Origin of the sequence: Sphingobacterium sp. Mn56C, assembly GCF_049319645.1 — a bacterium.
Taxonomy (GTDB): Bacteria; Bacteroidota; Bacteroidia; order Sphingobacteriales; family Sphingobacteriaceae; genus Sphingobacterium.
The window spans coordinates 116,530-135,492 of sequence record NZ_JBMOUC010000004.1 but is presented as its reverse complement, the minus strand read 5'-3'; the positions used below and the strand labels follow the sequence as shown (position 1 = coordinate 135,492).

Annotated in this window: 13 protein-coding genes; 10 read left to right on the top strand and 3 right to left on the bottom strand. The window is 42.0% G+C overall.

Going from position 1 to position 18,963, the window contains the following annotated elements; translation table 11 throughout:
* Positions 1 to 257 precede the first annotated feature (257 nt).
* The 3 genes from ACL9RF_RS11910 (at position 258) to ACL9RF_RS11900 (ending at position 6,055) form a co-directional block, all read left to right on the top strand.
* Positions 258 to 3,389, top strand: coding sequence for a SusC/RagA family TonB-linked outer membrane protein (locus ACL9RF_RS11910; protein WP_422800861.1), 3,132 nt, complete (start codon positions 258 to 260; stop codon positions 3,387 to 3,389).
* Positions 3,390 to 3,447: 58 nt separating this feature from the next.
* Positions 3,448 to 4,980: a RagB/SusD family nutrient uptake outer membrane protein gene (locus ACL9RF_RS11905; protein ID WP_422800860.1), complete on the top strand. Its 1,533-nt coding sequence runs from the start codon at positions 3,448 to 3,450 to the stop codon at positions 4,978 to 4,980.
* A gap of 148 nt (positions 4,981 to 5,128) precedes the next feature.
* Positions 5,129 to 6,055 carry a sugar phosphate isomerase/epimerase family protein gene (locus ACL9RF_RS11900; RefSeq protein ID WP_422800859.1) on the top strand — a complete coding sequence of 309 codons (927 nt, stop codon included), beginning with the start codon at positions 5,129 to 5,131 and terminating at the stop codon, positions 6,053 to 6,055.
* A gap of 81 nt (positions 6,056 to 6,136) precedes the next feature.
* Here the strand turns inward: ACL9RF_RS11900 and ACL9RF_RS11895 are convergent, their stop codons facing one another.
* Entirely contained in the window at positions 6,137 to 7,036 is a 900-nt protein-coding gene (locus tag ACL9RF_RS11895; RefSeq protein WP_422800858.1) for an alpha/beta fold hydrolase, read from the bottom strand.
* Between the two features lie 168 nt (positions 7,037 to 7,204).
* Between ACL9RF_RS11895 and ACL9RF_RS11890 the strand changes: the two genes are divergently transcribed.
* Entirely contained in the window at positions 7,205 to 7,711 is a 507-nt protein-coding gene (locus ACL9RF_RS11890) for a thioredoxin family protein (RefSeq protein WP_422800857.1), read from the top strand.
* Positions 7,712 to 7,806: 95 nt separating this feature from the next.
* Here the strand turns inward: ACL9RF_RS11890 and ACL9RF_RS11885 are convergent, their stop codons facing one another.
* The gene (locus ACL9RF_RS11885; protein ID WP_422800856.1) at positions 7,807 to 9,198 is read right to left on the bottom strand and encodes an arginine decarboxylase; all 1,392 of its coding nucleotides are present in this window, start codon (positions 9,196 to 9,198) and stop codon (positions 7,807 to 7,809) included.
* 107 nt (positions 9,199 to 9,305) lie between these two features.
* Here ACL9RF_RS11885 and argS point away from each other — a divergent pair, with 107 nt between their 5' ends.
* The 6 genes from argS to ACL9RF_RS11855 all read left to right on the top strand — a co-directional run bounded on the left by argS (position 9,306) and on the right by ACL9RF_RS11855 (position 17,551).
* Entirely contained in the window at positions 9,306 to 11,090 is a 1,785-nt protein-coding gene (gene argS, locus ACL9RF_RS11880) for an arginine--tRNA ligase (protein ID WP_422800855.1), read from the top strand.
* A 52-nt stretch (positions 11,091 to 11,142) separates the two neighbouring features.
* Positions 11,143 to 12,216 (top strand): Gfo/Idh/MocA family oxidoreductase, encoded by a 1,074-nt coding sequence (locus ACL9RF_RS11875; protein ID WP_422800854.1) that lies wholly within the window; start codon positions 11,143 to 11,145, stop codon positions 12,214 to 12,216.
* A complete protein-coding gene (locus tag ACL9RF_RS11870; protein WP_422800853.1) occupies positions 12,217 to 13,413 on the top strand; it encodes an NAD(P)/FAD-dependent oxidoreductase in 1,197 nt (398 codons plus the stop codon).
* Between the two features lie 444 nt (positions 13,414 to 13,857).
* The gene (locus ACL9RF_RS11865) at positions 13,858 to 14,556 is read left to right on the top strand and encodes an ATP-binding cassette domain-containing protein (protein WP_422800852.1); all 699 of its coding nucleotides are present in this window, start codon (positions 13,858 to 13,860) and stop codon (positions 14,554 to 14,556) included.
* Positions 14,557 to 14,622: 66 nt separating this feature from the next.
* Positions 14,623 to 15,957, top strand: coding sequence for a dihydroorotase (locus ACL9RF_RS11860; protein ID WP_422800851.1), 1,335 nt, complete (start codon positions 14,623 to 14,625; stop codon positions 15,955 to 15,957).
* Positions 15,958 to 16,087: 130 nt separating this feature from the next.
* Complete coding sequence (locus ACL9RF_RS11855) at positions 16,088 to 17,551, top strand: M14 family zinc carboxypeptidase (protein ID WP_422800850.1); 1,464 nt, start codon at positions 16,088 to 16,090, stop codon at positions 17,549 to 17,551.
* Positions 17,552 to 17,747: 196 nt separating this feature from the next.
* Here ACL9RF_RS11855 and ACL9RF_RS11850 read toward each other — a convergent pair whose 3' ends face one another.
* Positions 17,748 to 18,929: an MFS transporter gene (locus tag ACL9RF_RS11850; RefSeq protein WP_422800849.1), complete on the bottom strand. Its 1,182-nt coding sequence runs from the start codon at positions 18,927 to 18,929 to the stop codon at positions 17,748 to 17,750.
* Positions 18,930 to 18,963: the final 34 nt, after the last annotated feature.

The following is an 18,963-nucleotide window of genomic DNA, read 5'->3' as shown; positions in this document are numbered from 1 at the left end:
GCTGTTAAAAAATTATTGTAGAGTGTTTGTTAAGTTTTGTAGTGCTTTTTGTGTTTGATTATTAGTTGTTTATGAATTTTATGTAGTGTTTTTTATAGGTGTGTTGTAGTTGTATTTTGACATTTGTAGTAGAGATGTAGGTTATGAATATTCGTGTTTTTTTATCAACACTTACATATTTGTGTTAACCAGTTAAAGGTACAGGTTAATACCTTTTTGTATAACTTAACCGATATTGTAATTATAAACCAATCACTATGAAAAGAAAATTATTACTCTTTCTTGTGCTGTGTATTTCTATGTTGACACACTTGCATGTAATGGCACAGCAATTCCAACTTCAAGGAAAGATTTCAGACAAATCCACGGGGACGGCTATTGCTAATGCCACCATCTTGGTTCAAGGAACTAGCACAGCAACCATCACAAATTCACAAGGTATTTTCAATATTCGCGTGGCACATGCAAATGCTAGGCTGTTAATAACGGCTGTTGGCTATGCCAATCAAACCGTTACCGTAACGGATGTAACTAAAAACGTTGATGTAGAACTGGAACAGCAGGTGGGTAACCTTGATGAGGTTGTCGTTGTAGGGTACGGTACGCAAACCAGGGCTTCCATAACAGGGGCTATCTCCTCGGTAAAGGCAAAGGACTTGGAATCTATGCCACTAACGCGACCGGAGCAGGCTTTACAAGGACGCACTTCGGGGGTTTTAATAACCACCAACTCAGGGCAACCGGGTTCTGCGGCTAATGTACGTGTGCGCGGTACGACAACGATAAATAATAACGATCCGTTATGGGTGGTTGACGGTGTTGTTGTGGATAACGGCGGCATAGGTTACCTAAACCAATCCGATATTGAGTCTATTGATGTATTAAAAGATGCCTCAGCACAGGCTATCTATGGTGCGCGTGCCTCTACAGGGGTAATATTAGTGACCACTAAGAAAGGGAAGCAAGGTGCACCAAGTATCTCGTACAATGGTTTCTTTGGGACATCAGCACCAGCGAAAAAACTTAAATTATTGGATGCGAGTCAGTATGCCATGTTACGCAACGAAAGTTTGGCGAACGATGGCGAAGCGCCATTATTTACCGATCCTTCGTCGCTTGGTAAAGGTACAGACTGGCAGAAAGAAATATTTAATTCAGGTGCATTACGCCATAATCACGAGTTAAGCATTTCAGGAGGGTCTGAAAAATCAACCTATTTTACTTCTGTAGGTTATTTAAATCAGGAGGGTATTGTGGCTACGGATATTTCTAAATTCAAACGTTTAAATTTCCGAATTAACACCACCTACTCCCCAGCATCATGGATTACTTTCGGAGAGAATGTAGCCTATGCGCGGGATAAATCTGTAGGATTAGGCAATACCAACTCTGAGTTTGGTGGTCCTTTAAGTTCTGCTATCAATTTAGATCCCCTAACTCCGGTGGTTATTACCGATCCTGCTGTTGCTTCACAGGCACCGTATACCAATCCATTTGTTGTGCGTGATGCTTTTGGTAATCCGTATGGCATTTCGAATTATGTGACACAGGAAATGACCAATCCTATCGCCTATATGCAGACACGTTTAGGCAATTATAGCTGGAGCGACAATATTGTCGGTAATGCTTTTATGGAAATTATGCCTATCCCGGGTTTAAAATATAGATCATCTTTGGGTACGAAATTATCCTTCTGGGGTGGAGAATCTTTTACGCCTCCATTTTACCTATCGGTTACGAGTAAAAATGAAAGAGCAAATTTTAACCGTGGTATGAATCGCTCTTTGGCTTGGAATTTTGAAAATACAGTTTCTTATACGAAAACAATTAACGACCATACTTTTAGCCTATTAGCAGGGCATGGTGCCTATATGGATGGAAATTCATATAATCTTAACGGTACCTATTACGGTATTCCGGTAGATAATTTTGATGATGCCTCTTTAAGCTTTCCCGTTCCCAATGCAGATAGAACTGTGGGCGGCGGTGAAGGCGTTATCTCGCGCGTACAGTCGTTCTTTGGACGTGTAAACTACAACTACAAAGAGCGTTATTTATTTGAAGCTTTAGTACGTCGTGATGGGTCAACGAAGTTTGGTCCAAACCATAAATATGGAACTTTCCCTTCCTTCTCGGCAGGATGGGTAGTTTCGGGTGAAGATTTTTGGAATCAAAATAGCGCTGTAAACTTCTTAAAAGTTAGAGGGGGATGGGGTGTTGTCGGTAACGATAGAATACCAAACTTTGCGTATACAGCTTTAATTGGTGGTGGCCGTAATTATCCTTTTGGTACGGAAGGTAACTACCTAGCTGGAAATAGCCCTAATTCTATTCCTAATCCAGATTTGAAATGGGAAGAATCTCAATCTACTAACATCGGTTTAGAGGCTGTATTTTTCCAAAACTTAACCTTCTCTTTTGACCTCTTCCAAAAGAAAACCGTTGATATGCTAATGAGCTACCGTATTCCGAAGTTTGTAGGTGTGGTTAGTGATCCTATAAATAATACAGGTACTTTAAATAATAAAGGTTTTGAGTTGAGTTTAGGGTACAACAAAACTGTTGGCGACTGGAAATTAGGGGCATCCGGTAATGTGAGTTATGTGAAGAATAAAATCACGTACCTAGGTAATGGCGTAGAGTATTTAGCTTCTAACAACCAGAATTTCCAAAACAGTACCTATGAAATTGCGCGTACAATTGTAGGCCAACCTTTATTTTCTTTCTTCGGTTTTAAACACCTGGGTATATTCCAAAATCAGCAGGAAATTGACAATTATGTGAATTCTTCGGGCAATAAGATTCAACCTAATGCTCAACCAGGGGATTTCAAGTGGCAGGACTCGAATGGTGATGGCGTAATCAACGAAAATGACCGTGTTGTTTTAGGATCGCCGATTCCTACATGGACTTATGGTATCAATTTAAATGCTGAGTACAAAGGTTTTGACCTGTCGGTATTTGGTCAGGGTGTTGGTGGAAACATGATCTTTCAAGGTTTACGTCGTTTAGATATCAAAGGCGCGAACTACCAAGAGCGCGCTTTAGGACGTTGGCACGGTGAAGGTACCTCAAATAAAGAGCCTCGCTTAACGGATGAGGATAAGAACTTCAACTTTAGAAATCCTTCGCAATACCATTTAGAAAAAGGTGATTATTTCCGTATCAAGGTGGTACAGTTGGGATACAACTTTAAACAAGCGGCTTCGGTTATTGGAGCAAAACGTATTCGTTTGTATGTTATGGCCGAAAACCTATTTACCATTACCAAGTATACAGGGTATGATCCGGAGATTGGTGGAAATACAAGCAACGCCGGTATTGGTGTCGACAGAGGTATTTATCCACAGGCGAAATCCTTTATGGTGGGTCTAAATCTTGGATTTTAAGCGTTTTAACTAGATATTTTAAAAATTGCCTATAGGCGATACTCTAAAATAAAAAAGAATGAAAAAGAATAGGATTTTTATGGCTTTAGCTGGCATGGTGCTTGCAGCTACATTATCACAAAGTTGTTCCAAAAGCTTCTTAGAAGCACAACCAAAAGGATCACATTTTGAATCCAACTATTATAAAAATGAAACCGAAGCATTTAATGGTTTAATTGCTGTTTATGATGTATTAGGTTGGAAAACAAGTAATTACACAAGTAAGCTCGTTGTCGCAAATGTGGCTTCGGATGATCAATTGGCAGGAGGCGGGGGTTCTTCGGATCTTCTTCACTTCCAGGTGGTATCAAACTTCACCTTAACACCTGCAATGGGTGCGCATGATGGTTTATGGAATGGTTTCTTTGCGGGCGTAAGTAGGGCAAATATTTTAATTGACAAGTTACCACAGGCCAATATGTCGGAACAGACTAAGGCACGTTTTAACGCCGAAGCTCGCTTTTTGAGAGCCTATTTTTATTTTGATTTGGTACGGGTGTTTAAAAATGTACCCCTAATTACCAAACCTTTGGGGTCTACAGAGATTGAGAATGTGGAGCAGGCTTCGCCAGAGGATGTGTATGCATTTATAACCAAAGAATTGCAGGAGTCGTTGAATGATTTGCCAGCCTCTGTTCCAAAGGTTAGCGAAGCTGGACGCATTACCAAAGCGGCAGGGTATGCATTATTGGGTAAGGTGTTATTGTATCAAGAAAAATTCCAAGAGGCTGCTGCTGCACTAGCGCAGGTAAATGGCACCCCAGGGCAGGATAGTCCGTTTGGCAATGCCTTGTTGCCGGAGTATAATGACCTTTGGGTCGTGGCAAATAAGCACAATAAGGAGTCCATTTTGGAAATCAACCATACCAATACATCGGGTGGATCATGGGATTGTATTCCGTGTACCGAAGGTAACTTACTTAATATTTTGTCGTCACCACGAAGTTATGTGATCACAAAAAAAGGGGAGGCACCAACGTATATCAGTGGTTGGGGGTTTTTTATCGTGACCAAACAGCTGGCCCAATTTATGAAAAATGATTATCGCTATGCCGCAACTGTAGAAAATTTGGATAGTCTAGCAGATGCCAAAAAGGTAACTTATGAAGAAAGCTACCAAAACACGGGATATTTCCTTAAGAAATTTATGGGTAAAGAGGAGGATAGATACTCCGGTGCTGGCGATCCGAACTTAAACTTTCCACAGAATACCTATGAAATTCGTCTTGCCGACACGTATTTGTTAGAGGCCGAAGCCTTGGTTCGTGGTGGGGGTAGCCAAAGTCGTGCACAAGCCCTTTATGATGCCGTGCGTTCTCGTGCGAAGATGACCAAGAAGCCCGTATCCTTAAATAATATCATCGATGAGCGTAGATTAGAACTCGCTGGTGAAGGTCATCGTTTCTTCGATCTTGTACGCTGGAAACTTGCGGATCAATATTTATCTTTTAAAGGGTTTAAAGCTAATAAAAACGAGATTTTTCCGATACCATTATTAGAACTTAACAATACAAAATTAAAGCAAAATATAGAGTATAGCGGAGGGCAATAGCTATAATAATATTCAATCACCTACCTACTTTAATAAATTGGGGGCCGTCTTTTTTTTAAGGCCTCCAATTTTTTTGTCCTTTTTAAGAAAAAACAACCTAAATATTAATTGTAAAGAAAAAAATACATTCTTAAATTTTATAAATCATATGCATTTAAAATCACTAAAAGTATTCTTTTACTGCATTGTTCTAGTTTTTGCCGTTCAGCAAAATGTTCATGCGCAACAGAAGAAAGTTAAAAAAGATATTGGGTTACAATTATATTCCGTAAGGAGTATGTTAGGAAGTTACGTGAATGGTGCCAACAGTTATACCACAGATTATGTGCCCGTGTTAAAGAAACTGGCGGCCATGGGCTTTACCGTTGTGGAGGCTGCTGGTTATAATAATGGTACCTTTTATGGCTCTACACCACAGGATTTTAAAGCCAATGTGGATAAATCTGGCCTGCAGGTCGTTTCCTCGCATGCTGGTGGCGGATTAAGTAAAAAGGAGCTGGAGTCGGGGGATTTCACGGCCGCTTTAGCCTGGTGGGATGCTTGCATTGATGCACATAAAGCCGCTGGTATTACTTATATTGTTAGTCCTTGGTTGGATAAGCCCGCTACCTTGGCAGAACTTAAGGTGCAGTGCGATTTCTTAAATGAAGTGGGCAAAAAATGTTTCGAAAAGGGTATTAAGTATGGTTATCATAACCATTCGCATGAATTCGAAAAAGTTGAAAATAAAGACTTAATGTACGATTTTATGCTTCAAAATACCGACCCTAAGTATGTTTTTTTTGAAATGGATGTTTACTGGACCATTATTGGTCGCCGAAGTCCTGTAGATTACTTCAAAAAATACCCAGGACGCTTTAAAACCCTTCATATTAAAGATCGTCGTGAAATTGGACAAAGTGGAATGGTGGGCTTTGATGCTATCTTTAAACAGGCTAAAACGGCCGGTGTAGAGCGCATCTTTGTGGAGCTTGAAGAGACAACAGGATCATTAGAAGAGGGCTTGAAAACGAGTATAAACTATCTCTTAGAGGCACCATTTGTGCCACAAAGGTATGAAAATGCAAAAAAATAAACGTACCTATAAAAAAGCTGTCTTTTTCAGGCAGCTTTTTTATTCTCCTTGCTTGCGCAGATTTCCTGCCTTTACCCCTGTTTAATCGGTATCCAGCAACACCTCATGCCGTTTGTAAGGCTTTAATTTTACCCGTATATTTTCGAAACCATGGGCTATAAGTTGCGCCGCCGTATTTTTTACGCCCTTCCCAAAGTCGCCAATGGGGTCGTCTTCACCCGAAATAAACAGCATAGGCAAGTTTTTAGGTATTCCCTGCCACCAGTCCTTGCGCGTAGCCTGGTACATCAGCGAAAAAAGGGTATAAAAACCATTGTTGGTAAACTGTCCGCCACATAAAGGATCCTGGTTAAAGGCCTTCCGGTTTTCCTTGTTCAGGCTGAGCCAATTGCTACCATCATAATCCACTTCTTTTCGAAAACGCATGTTGTTACGCAAGCGGAAGGCAGCATTTAACAAACTACTTCTTCTGTAGGGGGCTAGCTTATTTAATAGGGAGGTTATCCCTAATAGTAATTCCAATCCAAAAGGTTTAGCACCTGTGCCGACGATAACAGCACCAGAAAAGGTATGACCGGTATTTTGTAACAAACAACGGGTAATAAAAGAACCCATGGAATGCCCCAAGATATAGTGCGGAATTTTAGGATATTTTTGTTGTAGGTAATCTGCCATCCATTGGGCATCTTGAATCAGCTGTTCTTTCGGAAACTGAAGCTGAAAAAAGCCCAGTTCAGCGCCCGTATGTACCGACCTTCCGTGTCCCAAATGGTCGTAGGTAAGCACCGCGTAACCCTGTGCGACAAGGTAATGGGCTAGCTTTATATAACGCCCACTATGCTCCTGCATACCATGCAGTATAAGGAATGTACCTTTTGCCGCGCCTAATTGGGGCGGGTATAGGGTGCAGAACAAATTGTGTGTAGCATTGTGGCCTACAACAGGCAAAGCTAACGAAGCTGATATGGATAAGGGTTCCATGCATTTAAAGTTATAAAGTTATGCGGTTATCTATACGATTCCCTATACATTAGAGAAGCATAGAAAAAGCAAATAGTTTGGTTAATGCCATAAAATTAAAAATAGTATAGTGTTTTTATAGTTTTTATTTTAAACTGTCTTATATTTACCGGCATAATTTATAACAGCATGAAAAAAGCAACTTTTTTTAGCATCCTCAGCTTAGGTTTACTTCTGATAGGCCTTGGATCCGGTAATGCGGCCTATGCACAGACTACAAAAACTTCAGGGCAGGCGACGTTCGAGAAACCATATCATCCGGAGGCCGATGCGCAAAAAGATATCGATGCCTTAGTGAAACAGGCGCAAAAAGAAAAGAAAACGGTTCTTATTCAAGCCGGGGGAAACTGGTGCGTATGGTGTTTACGTTTTAATGCTTATATTCAGCAAACTCCGAGTATCCACAGCTTATTGGAGGATAAATTTTTATATTACCACTTAAACTTCTCTAAAGAGAATAAAAACGAAGCGGTGTTTCAAAAATATGCTCCCGAGGGGAATAAATTAGGTTATCCTTTTTTTATTGTATTAAACCAGGATGGTAAAACAGAAAGTATTCACGATAGTGGTAGCCTGGAGCGTGGTGAAAGCTACGACGAGGCGAAGGTTTTGGCCTTTTTAAATGACCTTTTGTAAGGCTTTAAACTATTACTCCTTAACAATAAAAAGAGCTATCCATAAGCAAATGAAATGGATAGCTCTTTTTTAGTGTATACTGGATACCGTGTTGTCTATTGATAGCCTAATAACTTCATCACCTGTTTCGAGTTTTGCTCTTCGCCAAACACCTCATAGTTAAAAGTTTCGTCACGGTTGCGACGGATAATAACATGTTTTGGGGATGGCAATAAACAATGATGTATACCACCGTAACCGCTCAATACATCCTGGTAAGCACCCGTATGGAAGAAGCCCAGGTACTGCACCTTACGCGTTTTAGGCATATATACCGAGTTCATATGTGCTTCTTGGTTGTAGTAATCTTGACCATCGCAGGTTATACCACCCAAGTTTACACGTTCGTACTCATTGTCCCAATTATTAATCGGTAATAGAATATATTTCTGGTTTAAAGCCCATACATCCGGAAGGTTTGTAATAAAGGAACCATCAATCATAAACCATTTTTCACGGTCGTTCTGTTGCTTACGGCCCAATACTTTGTACAATATTCCCGATGCTTCTGCAACGGTATATTTACCAAATTCTGTAATAATATCGGGTTCCATCACTTCGTGGTGCGCACAGATTTCTTTAATGCGGTTTACAATTTCGTTTACCATATACTCATAATCGAAATCGTGTACCAAGGAATCCTTAAACGGCATACCTCCACCGATATCTAATGTATCGAGCTCGGGGTTAACCTTTTTAAACTTACAGTACAGCGTAACATACTTCTCTAACTCGTTCCAGTAGTAAGGTGTATCGGAGATACCCGAGTTGATAAAGAAGTGTAAAAGCTTCACTTTAAAATTTGGATTATCTGCAATTTTATTGTTGTAGAAGTCGATAACATCCTCCATACGTATCCCTAAACGCGATGTATAAAACTGCGAATCGGGCTGCTCTTCCGAAGCAATACGCATACCTAAGGCACAAGGTTCATCCAGTTCAATCTCATCATCGTATAGATTAAACTCTTCTTTGTTATCCAATACCGGTATAATATTTTTATAACCATCATGGATCATATCAATAATATATTGCTTGTACTGGTAGGTCTTAAAACCATTACAGATTACTGTAATGTCTTTGGTTACCGTTCCGGCACGCTCCAAGGAATCAATCATAGGCATATCAAAGGCTGATGATGTCTCCAAGTGGATATCATTCTTTAAAGCCTCTTCAACGATATGTTTAAAATGTGAAGACTTGGTGCAATAACAGTATTTATACGAACCTCTATAGTTATGTTTTAATATAGCGGTTTGAAATAGAATCTTCGCTTGTTGAATTTTTTTGCTGACAATAGGTAAATAGGTAAACCGTAACGGTGTACCATACGTTTCTATCATTTCCATTAAATTCAAATCATGGAAGTACAATTCGTCGTCGATTATTTCGAATCCGTCTTGCGGAAAACCAACACTTAAGTCAAGAAATTCCTGATAGCTCTGCATTTTTTATTATTTTTGGCAAAGATATGTTTTCATAATGAATACCTAAACACTTTAGGTGTTATTTTTATCGTTCATTATCAGAAAGATATATAATACGAAATATTTACATGGCTAATAGTATACAAGAAACGCTCGTTGAACAAACGGTTGCCGCGGTAAAATCGCTTTATGGTGCCGACATTTCAGAATCACAAATCAGTTTGCAGGAAACCCGCAAAGAGTTTGAAGGACAGATTACCATTGTTACCTTCCCGGTAACTCGTTTTTCAAAAAAATCACCCGAACAAACGGGGGAAGAGATTGGCGCATACCTGCAGCAGCATATTGCTTTAATCGCTGGGTTTAATGTTATTAAAGGTTTTTTGAATGTTAGCCTTTCCGATACCTATTGGATTGATGTGCTACATAATAGCATTGCAGCCGCAGACTTTGGCCGCTTTCCGAGCAATGGCAAGAAGCTAATGGTGGAGTACTCATCGCCCAATACCAATAAACCCTTGCACTTAGGACATATCCGTAATAACCTGTTAGGATACTCTGTATCCGAAATATTAAAGGCTTATGGTTACGATGTTATCAAGGCGAACTTGGTGAACGATAGGGGTATACATATCTGTAAGTCTATGCTGGCATGGCAGAAATTTGGTCAGGGGGAAACGCCGGAATCTGCAGGTTTAAAAGGTGATCATTTGGTCGGAAAGTATTATGTTATTTTCGATAAAGCTTATAAAGAAGAAATTAATGCTTTAATTGCTGCAGGGCAATCTGAAGATGAAGCCAAGAAAAACGCTCCCTTGATAAAAGAGGCTCAGGTGATGTTGCAGCAGTGGGAGGCTGGAGACGAGGAGGTGATAAGTCTATGGAAAACCATGAATGGTTGGGTATACGATGGTTTTGCCGTTACTTATAAGCAATTGGGGGTTGCCTTTGATAAATATTACTACGAATCGGACACCTACCTTTTAGGTAAGGATATTATACAGGAGGGCTTGGATAAGGGTGTTTTCTACAAAAAAGAAGACCATTCGGTATGGATAGACCTGAGCGATGAAGGCCTGGATCAGAAATTAGTATTACGTGGCGACGGTACTTCGGTATATATTACGCAGGATTTGGGTACAGCGCAGTTAAAGTATGATGAGTTTCAAATGGACGACTCTATCTATGTGGTTGGAAATGAGCAGGATTACCATTTTAAGGTGTTGTTTGCAATTTTAAAACGTCTGGGTAAGTCATGGGCACAGGGGTTGTTCCACTTATCTTATGGCATGGTCGATCTTCCATCGGGAAAAATGAAATCTCGTGAAGGTACGGTGGTGGATGCCGATGATTTAATGGCAGAGATGATTGAGACGGCAAAAGATCGTACCGAAGAGCTCGGTAAGACTGATGGCTTTAGCGAGGAAGATAAAGTAGCACTTTACCAGACTATTGGTATGGGGGCTTTGAAATATTTCTTGTTAAAAGTTGACCCTAAAAAACGCCTCCTTTTTGACCCGAAAGAGTCGGTAGACTTCCAAGGGCATACCGGCCCCTTTATTCAGTATACCCATGCGCGTATTAAATCGGTATTGCGCAAAGCAGAGTTTGCTGGCACCGAAGCTAAGGTTACCCCTCCGGGTATTTCGGCTTACGAGCGCGACCTTATTTTGGCGTTAACCAATTACCCTTCGGTATTGGAAGCTGCGGCAAAAGAATTTAGTCCGGCGCAGTTGGCAAATTATGCTTACGATATTGCGAAGTTGTACAACAAGTTTTACCATGAAGAAACTATCTTGAAGGCCGAACAGCCGGAGGTTAAGACTTTTCGTTTACATTTGTCGGCAGCAACAGCAAAAATTATGGCGGAAAGCATGCGTCTGTTAGGTATTCAGGTACCGGAGCGTATGTAAGCGTTTCTAATCGTTCACTTAACTCTAGTATACCATATACGTACATAGCAGCATGAAGAGATTTAAAGTTGGCTTAATCGGATTTTCTATAGGAGGGCATGTTTTTCATGCCCCCTTTATTGCAGCAAATCCTGGCCTGGAATTATATAAAGTAACGGCACGCAAAGAGGCGCAGCAGCAGATGTTGGCCGAGCGCTATCCGACTGCTATTGGCGTGCTTTCTGCCGATGCTATTATCCAAGATCCGGCGGTGGATATTGTGGTGCTGGCTACGTCCAATGATGTGCATTTTAGCCTTGCAAAGGCGGCCTTGGAAGCGGGTAAGCATGTGCTGGTGGAAAAACCATTTACCATTACCACTGCTGAAGCGGACCTATTGATCGCCTTAGCGCGGGAAAAAGGCTTACTGCTATCGGTGCACCATAATGCACGCTTTCATTCTGATTTTAAAACTGTACAGAAGGTGTTGGCTTCGGGTAGGTTAGGGCGTGTTACGAATTATGAGGCTCGCTATGACCGTTTCCGTAATTTCTTGCGTCCTGGCGCCTGGCGCGAGGCAAATTTACCGGGATCGGGAATCCATTATGACCTAGGGGCGCATCTTATAGATCAGGCCTTGCAGCTGTTTGGTGCTCCTGATGCTGTTTTTGCTGATCTACGGGTTATGCGTGATCATGCGGAGGCGATAGATGATTTTGAAATTATCCTTTCTTATCCGCGCTTAAAAGTTTCGTTAAAGGGGCAGATGCTGGCAAAAGAGCCTACTGCACGCTATGCGATTTACGGCATGCAAGGATGTTTTGTAAAGTATGGTACCGACCCACAGGAAGATTTATTGCGTGCGGGGGTGAATCCACAGGATTACCCGAACTGGGGGCAGGAACCTGCCGAAATTCAGGGGCTTCTTTCTGTGCTCGAAAATGGGCAGGATATAGCAGAGCATGTGGTCAGTGAGCGGGGTACAGGGCAGGACTTTTATGCAAATATTGTGGCCACCTTAATGGGGGAGGCTGAGTTGTTTATTAAACCCGAGCAAGCACGGGATGTAATCCGTATTTTGGAACTTGCCGAGCAGTCGTGGAAGGAGCAGCGGGTGCTGTCGTTACAAGGAGAATTAATTGCATAGATGAGTCGTTATGATGCGGTAATAATTGGCGCTGGTGCCTGTGGGTTGATGTGCGCAGCGCAGGCTGGTTTGTTGGGTAAAAAGACTTTAGTCTTGGAACGCAACGATAAACCTGGGGCTAAGATTTTAATATCGGGTGGTGGTCGTTGCAATTACACAAATCTGAATACTTCCCCGGTGAATTTTGTTTCAGAAAATCCTAAGTTTCTACATGCTGTGTTTGCCCAGTGGACGGTAGACGATACCATTTCATTTTTTGAAACTTTTGGGCAGATTCGTGGTGCGGAGAAGACGCTAGGTCAGCTGTTTCCTGCAACCAATAAGGCGAAGGATATTGTACATACCTTTACATCGCTGCTGTACGAAACAGGGCAGGATATCTGGTTAAATACGCTGGTAAAGCGGGTGACGCCTGTAGATGGCGGGTATAGCCTGCACATCGAACGTAATGGGCAGGAGCAGATCATTCATGCAGCCAAGGTGGTATGCGCCTCGGGGGGCTTGCCCGTAGCAAAACTGGGGGCGTCGGATTTTGCGCTGCGTACGGCGCGGCAATTGCAGTTGGATGTGGTGCCTACCGCGCCGGCATTGGTGCCGCTAACCATTACGGGGAAGGATGCCGATTGGTATGCCTCCTTGTCTGGAAATTCGGTGTACTCCAGGGTGTACAACGATAAAATTTCTTTTGAAGAGAATATCCTCTTTACGCACTGGGGCCTTAGTGGTCCTGCGATTTTGCAGATATCCTCTTACTGGCGTGCGGGCGAGCAGTTTTTTATCGACCTGTTGCCTCAATGTAAGCTCGAGGAGCTTATTAAAGAGGAGCGTAGCAGGGGTGGAAAACGTACGCTTGGACAGCTGCTGCATAATTTCTTTACCAAAAAAATGGTCGATGCCTTAGGGAAATTCCTGCCTATGGATATTAAAATAGCATCGCTGAGTAAGGCTGATGCAAATCTTGCCGTGGCCAGCATTCATAAGTTTAAGGTGAGACCTGCAGGCGATAAGGGCTATGATAAGGCCGAGGTAATGCGTGGTGGTATTGCTACCGACGAACTGAATCCTAAAACCCTGGAGGCAAAAAAATATCCGGGTTTGTATTTCGGTGGCGAAGCGGTGGATATTACGGGATGGCTTGGGGGGTATAATTTCCAATGGGCATGGGCTGCTGGTTTTGCTATTGCACAGGATATTTAAGATATCGGCACTTGAGGGTGTAAAAAATTAAAGCTAGGCTTGCACTGCCTGCAGGTATAGCTTTTATTTTCCTTATTAGGCTATAGTTTCTATGCATTAATCCCCCGATGCATAAAATAAAATCCCTATATTAGTCTTTTAGCAATTAAAAACCGCGTAATATTTAGTTTGGCTATTTTTCATGAAATTATATTGGTTTTTTTATAAGGAAATTTTCTGGGCTAACCTGGCTTTATCTCTTCTTTTATCGCAGCTGAGTGGAGCGGGGCTGCAGCAATTGAAAATGGCGCCGTTATTGTTCGCTACGGCGGGTTTTGGCATTAGTGTGCTCATGTATTCCTATACAAATAGAAAAAACCGCTTTATGTATTACAATAAAGGCATAGCCTATAAAAAGGTAATTCTGCTGGTTTTTCTTTTTAACTTCACATTTTGTGCTTTATTATGGCAGTCTCTACAATACCTATAGCAGATAAGGAACTTTATATTGATTCGGTAGAATTTTCATATTCCGGAACTAAAACCTTATTAACGGGGGTATACCTAAATTGTAAAGTTGGAGAGGTCGTTGCACTACTGGGCAGAAATGGCTGTGGAAAATCTACCTTGTTAAAAATCCTTTTTGGAACGCTGAAGCCTAAAAATGCATTTATACGCTTAAATGGAACACGTATTCAGCAGGCTTATGCCAGTAGGGAGGTCTGTTATATGCCACAGGAGTCTTTATTGCCTACGGCAAAAACGGTAAAGCGTATCGCCAACTTGTTGGTGAATGATAAAAATAAAATCGCAGAATTGCAGGCGAACGATATTATCGCTAAAATATGGAACAGCAAAATTGCTGATATTTCAACGGGCGAAAAACGGTATGTAGAGTTTCTGCTGCTACTGGCACAACCAGCGACGTTTATACTGCTCGATGAACCCTTTTCTGGCTTGTCGCCTTACCTACAAGAGCGTGTTCATGCTGATATTCTCGCCTTAAAATCTGAGAAGGGATTTATTATTTCCGACCACCATTTCCGTTCTGTTTTACAGATCAGTACCCAGATTGTTTTATTACAAAATGGAGGCTGTAGGGCTATTGCCGACAAAAAGGATTTGGAGTTTTTTTATGTTCCGACGGGAACTTTTGATGAATAATCTTACCCTATAGATTTTCTTTTAGTAAGTTTGTAGAAATATAAGTCTTACTCCTTAAATTATACTATGTCTTCGGTACTGATTAAAAATGCACATGTTGTCAATGAAGGAAAAATTGAAACGCTAGATGTGTTTATAAAAAATGGTAGAATTGAAAAAATTGCCCCGCAGATTGACCTTAATGCCGACTCCGAAATAAATGCGGAAGGTTTGCATTTGTTACCCGGTTTGATCGACGATCAAGTGCATTTTAGGGAACCTGGATTAACTTATAAAGCCAATATTTTTACCGAAAGTAGAGCGGCTGTCGCTGGTGGAACTACGTCCTTTATGGAAATGCCAAACACGGTTCCGAATACCCTTACACAAAAGCTGCTGGAAGATAAATATCAAATTGCGCAGGATGCTTCTTTAGCAAACTACTCTTTCTTTATGGGGGCAGCAAACGATAACCTGGATGAGGTTTTAAAAACCAACCCTCGTGATGTTTGTGGAATTAAAATCTTTATGGGCTCTTCCACGGGAAACATGCTGGTGGATAATGAGCAAGCTTTGGAGAATATTTTCCGCAATGCGCCGACTTTAATTGCGACACACTGCGAAGACGAGGCTACCATCCGCGCCAATATGGCCCGCTTTAAAGCCGAGTATGGCGATGCAATAGGTATTGCTATGCATCCGTTGATACGCTCCGAAGAGGCCTGTTACCTATCGTCTTCGAAGGCGGTGGCGCTGGCGCAAAAGAATAATTCACGTTTACATATTTTACATATTTCTACGGGTAAAGAGGTAGCCTTGTTTGAAAAGGATATCCCGCTCGCGCATAAACGTATTACCGCCGAAGCCTGTGTGCATCATTTGTGGTTTTCGGATGCGGATTATAAAACCAAAGGTAACTTTATAAAATGGAACCCTGCCGTGAAAACCGCCAACGATAGGGATTTAATAATGAAAGGTTTATTGGATGGGCATATCGATGTGATTGCTACCGACCATGCTCCGCATACCTTGGAAGAGAAGGAACAACCTTACCTGCAAGCGCCATCGGGCGGACCATTGGTGCAGCATGCCTTACAGGCGCTGCTGGACTTGGTGAAACAAGGAAAGATGACGCTGGAGCAGCTGGTGCAGAAATCAGCGCATAATACGGCCATCTGTTTTCAGATTGAACAGCGCGGTTTTATTCGCGAGGGCTATTGGGCAGATCTTGTCTTGGTAGATTTAAATAAACCTTATACCGTAAAAAAAGATAATATATTGTCGAAATGTGGCTGGTCGCCTTTTGAAGATTATACCTTCTCGAGTTCTGTCGTGCACACCTTAGTTTCTGGAAATATCGCCTATTCAAACGGAAAAATTATAGAAGTTGGCGCCGGTCATCGGTTGTTGTTTAATCGGTAAGGCTGTTAGCTACATCGGCTAAGAAATTGATAACTTAATAATAAAGAGTGGTTTTTTAACCTTTCCTATTTAATTTATCCAGGCTGTTATGAAACTTTCTTTGATACTACTAACAATTTTTGCATTGCATATGTGTAATACGGATAAGCAGCGGCAAACAGCCGCTAATCCGGCTGCAGTACAGTTGGAGGCAACGGTATTAGCCGATTTGCATACTTTGTATAAGGAGTCTGCGCTGCATCATAGACGTTTTAAGCATGTTGATATCGATTCGCTAACGCAGGTACATCAAACTAGAGCTGTATTGGGGGTACAACAGATTGGTAAGTCGGTAGAAGGGCGTGCCATTTATGAGTGGGAATATGGGCAGGGCGATAAAAAGGTGATGTTATGGTCGCAGATGCATGGCGACGAGCCTACAGCTACAATGGCCTTGTTTGATTTGTTTAACTTCCTGGAAGGTAAGAACGATGGGCAGGATACCATCCGCGCCTTACTGAAAACTAATCTGCAACTTCGTTTTATACCCATGCTAAATCCTGATGGCGCAGATCGATATACACGGCGTAATGCGCAGAGTATCGACCTTAACCGTGATGCTCGAGCCACACAAACGCCGGAAGGGGCCCTGCTAAAATCCCGCGGTCAGCAGTTTAAACCGCGTTATGCGTTTAATTTGCACGATCAAAATATTTATTACAATATTCCAGGAAGTGCAACCCCGGTTACGATTTCTATGCTGGCACCAGCCTACAATACGGAACGCGCGGTTAACGAGGTGCGCGCCGATGCGATGAAGTTAGTCGTTGGCATGGATAGGCTGTTACAGGTTTACATTCCCAATGCGGTAGCTCGTTATGATGATACCCATACTGCCCGCGGGTTTGGAGATAACTTTCAGTTGTGGGGTGCCAGCACGGTGCTGATCGAATCGGGGGGTAAAGCCGGCGATCCAGAGAAACAGGAGATCCGGAAGTACAACTTCGCTATTATTTTAAATGCATTGGTGGAAATTGCGCAGGGGAGTTACCAGCAGTATGACCGTGCTGCATACGATAAAATTCCCTACAATGCTGCGCAGCTGCATGATTTGCTAATCCGTAACCTACATACTACAACGAACCAAATCCCTTTAAAGGTGGATGTCGCCATCCGACGTAGCGAAATTACCGTAAATCGCGATTATTATGTGCGGGGCATTATTGAGGATATCGGCGATTTGAAGGAATCTTATGGGTATAGAGAGCTGGATGCTGAAGGGCTGTATTTTATGCCCGCAAAAGTTAGTCCGGTAGCTATAAAATCCTTGCAGGAGTTAACCAGCGAAAAGGTCTACAGCCTGTTAAAGGCTGGATTTATGGCTGTACCCTATCCCGCCATGTCGCTGCATAAGACGCCTGTTTTGCATAATCTTCCGCTAATTATATTCAGTCAGAAAAACTTCTTTACGACAAGTAGTTTAGATCTGGGCGGAACTTCAAATTTTTTTATGGCGGATAAAAATGGAAACGTAAAATTCGGCGTATGTAATGGTTATTTGATTGATCTTCGTGAAGACTTAACGGATATGCATTATAAAAATCGCGTGTTTTAACCGGGCATCGGGTATTGCGGTACCGTGTTCTCCTGTGCCATCCGAACTGCTTTGTTCAAGCGATCCTCATTTAATTATACGATTCCAACCGAAATCGTAAAAGACATCAGGGAAATAAACACATAGCGCCCCAATATGTATGTGGGGCGCTATGTGTTTATTTATTGTGTATTAAAATCCATCTTAACGTATCCTTCTACAGCTCGACACGGCTTTTTGGCGCCTGCTTATTTTCTACTTTAAGTAAAAATATCACGGCCAGGATTGCCCCTGTACTCGCCATAAAAACACCAATTAAGGAAGGGTAATTATAGCTAAAACCATAGGCAATAGGAATAGCTCCAAAATAAGCCCCCAAAGAGTTGCCGATGTTAAAGGAAGCCTGTCCGCCGGCTGCAGCAAATGTTTCTGCTCCACGCGCGTTATTTATCAGCATCATTTGTAAGGGCGATCCAATGGTAAAGGCAATCATACCCGTAATAAACGCCATAGGGTACGCCAACACTGTAATATGTGCCGTGAAAAATAAAACCAATAAACATACCGCCATGCTGGAAAAGCTGATAATAGCGGCCTTACTCGGTGAAATAGAGTCGGCTAATTTTCCGCCTATAAGGTTACCAAAAAACATTCCGGCGCCGATCAAGATCATAACGATGGATACCTTATCCGGATCGAGACCAGACTCGACGGTTACAAGTTTTGAAATGTAGGATATCCACGAGAATAGCCCGCCCGTACCGATAGCGATTACAGCTACCATTAACCAGGCATCCCAGCGTTTGAAATAACCAATCTGCTTGAGCACATTATTGTTTTTATTAGCCGGAATTACGGGCATCCACAGGTAGATCGCCATAAAGGTGACCAAACCGAGTAAACTTACTACGGCATAGGTGATACGCCACGAATAATGGTGACCAATATAGGTGCCTAAGGGTACGCCTGCTAAATTGGCAATGGTCATCCCTGTAAACATAATGGAAATAGCTTGCGCCTCTTTCCCCGGTTTTGCCAACCGCGCCGCCACGACCGAGCCAATTCCAAAAAATGCCCCATGCGGCAAACCCGATATAAAGCGAGAGATAAATAAACTCCAATGGTTGGGTGCAACAGTAAAAATGGCGTTGAAAACAAAAAATAACAACATTAAAAATAGTAATACCTTCTTTGCGGGGTATTTTGAGGTGAAGGCGACCAGTGTGGGTGCGCCAACTACGACACCCAGGGCATACAGGCCTATCAGGTTACTAGCCGTAGGAATATCGATATTAATATCTTTGGCAATATCGGGTAGGATACCCATCATTGTAAATTCGGTCATGCCTATAGCCAAGCCTCCGAATGCTAAAGCCACTAAGCCTTTGTTTGATTGCATAAGTTAATATAAGAAATTAGATTGCATATTTGCC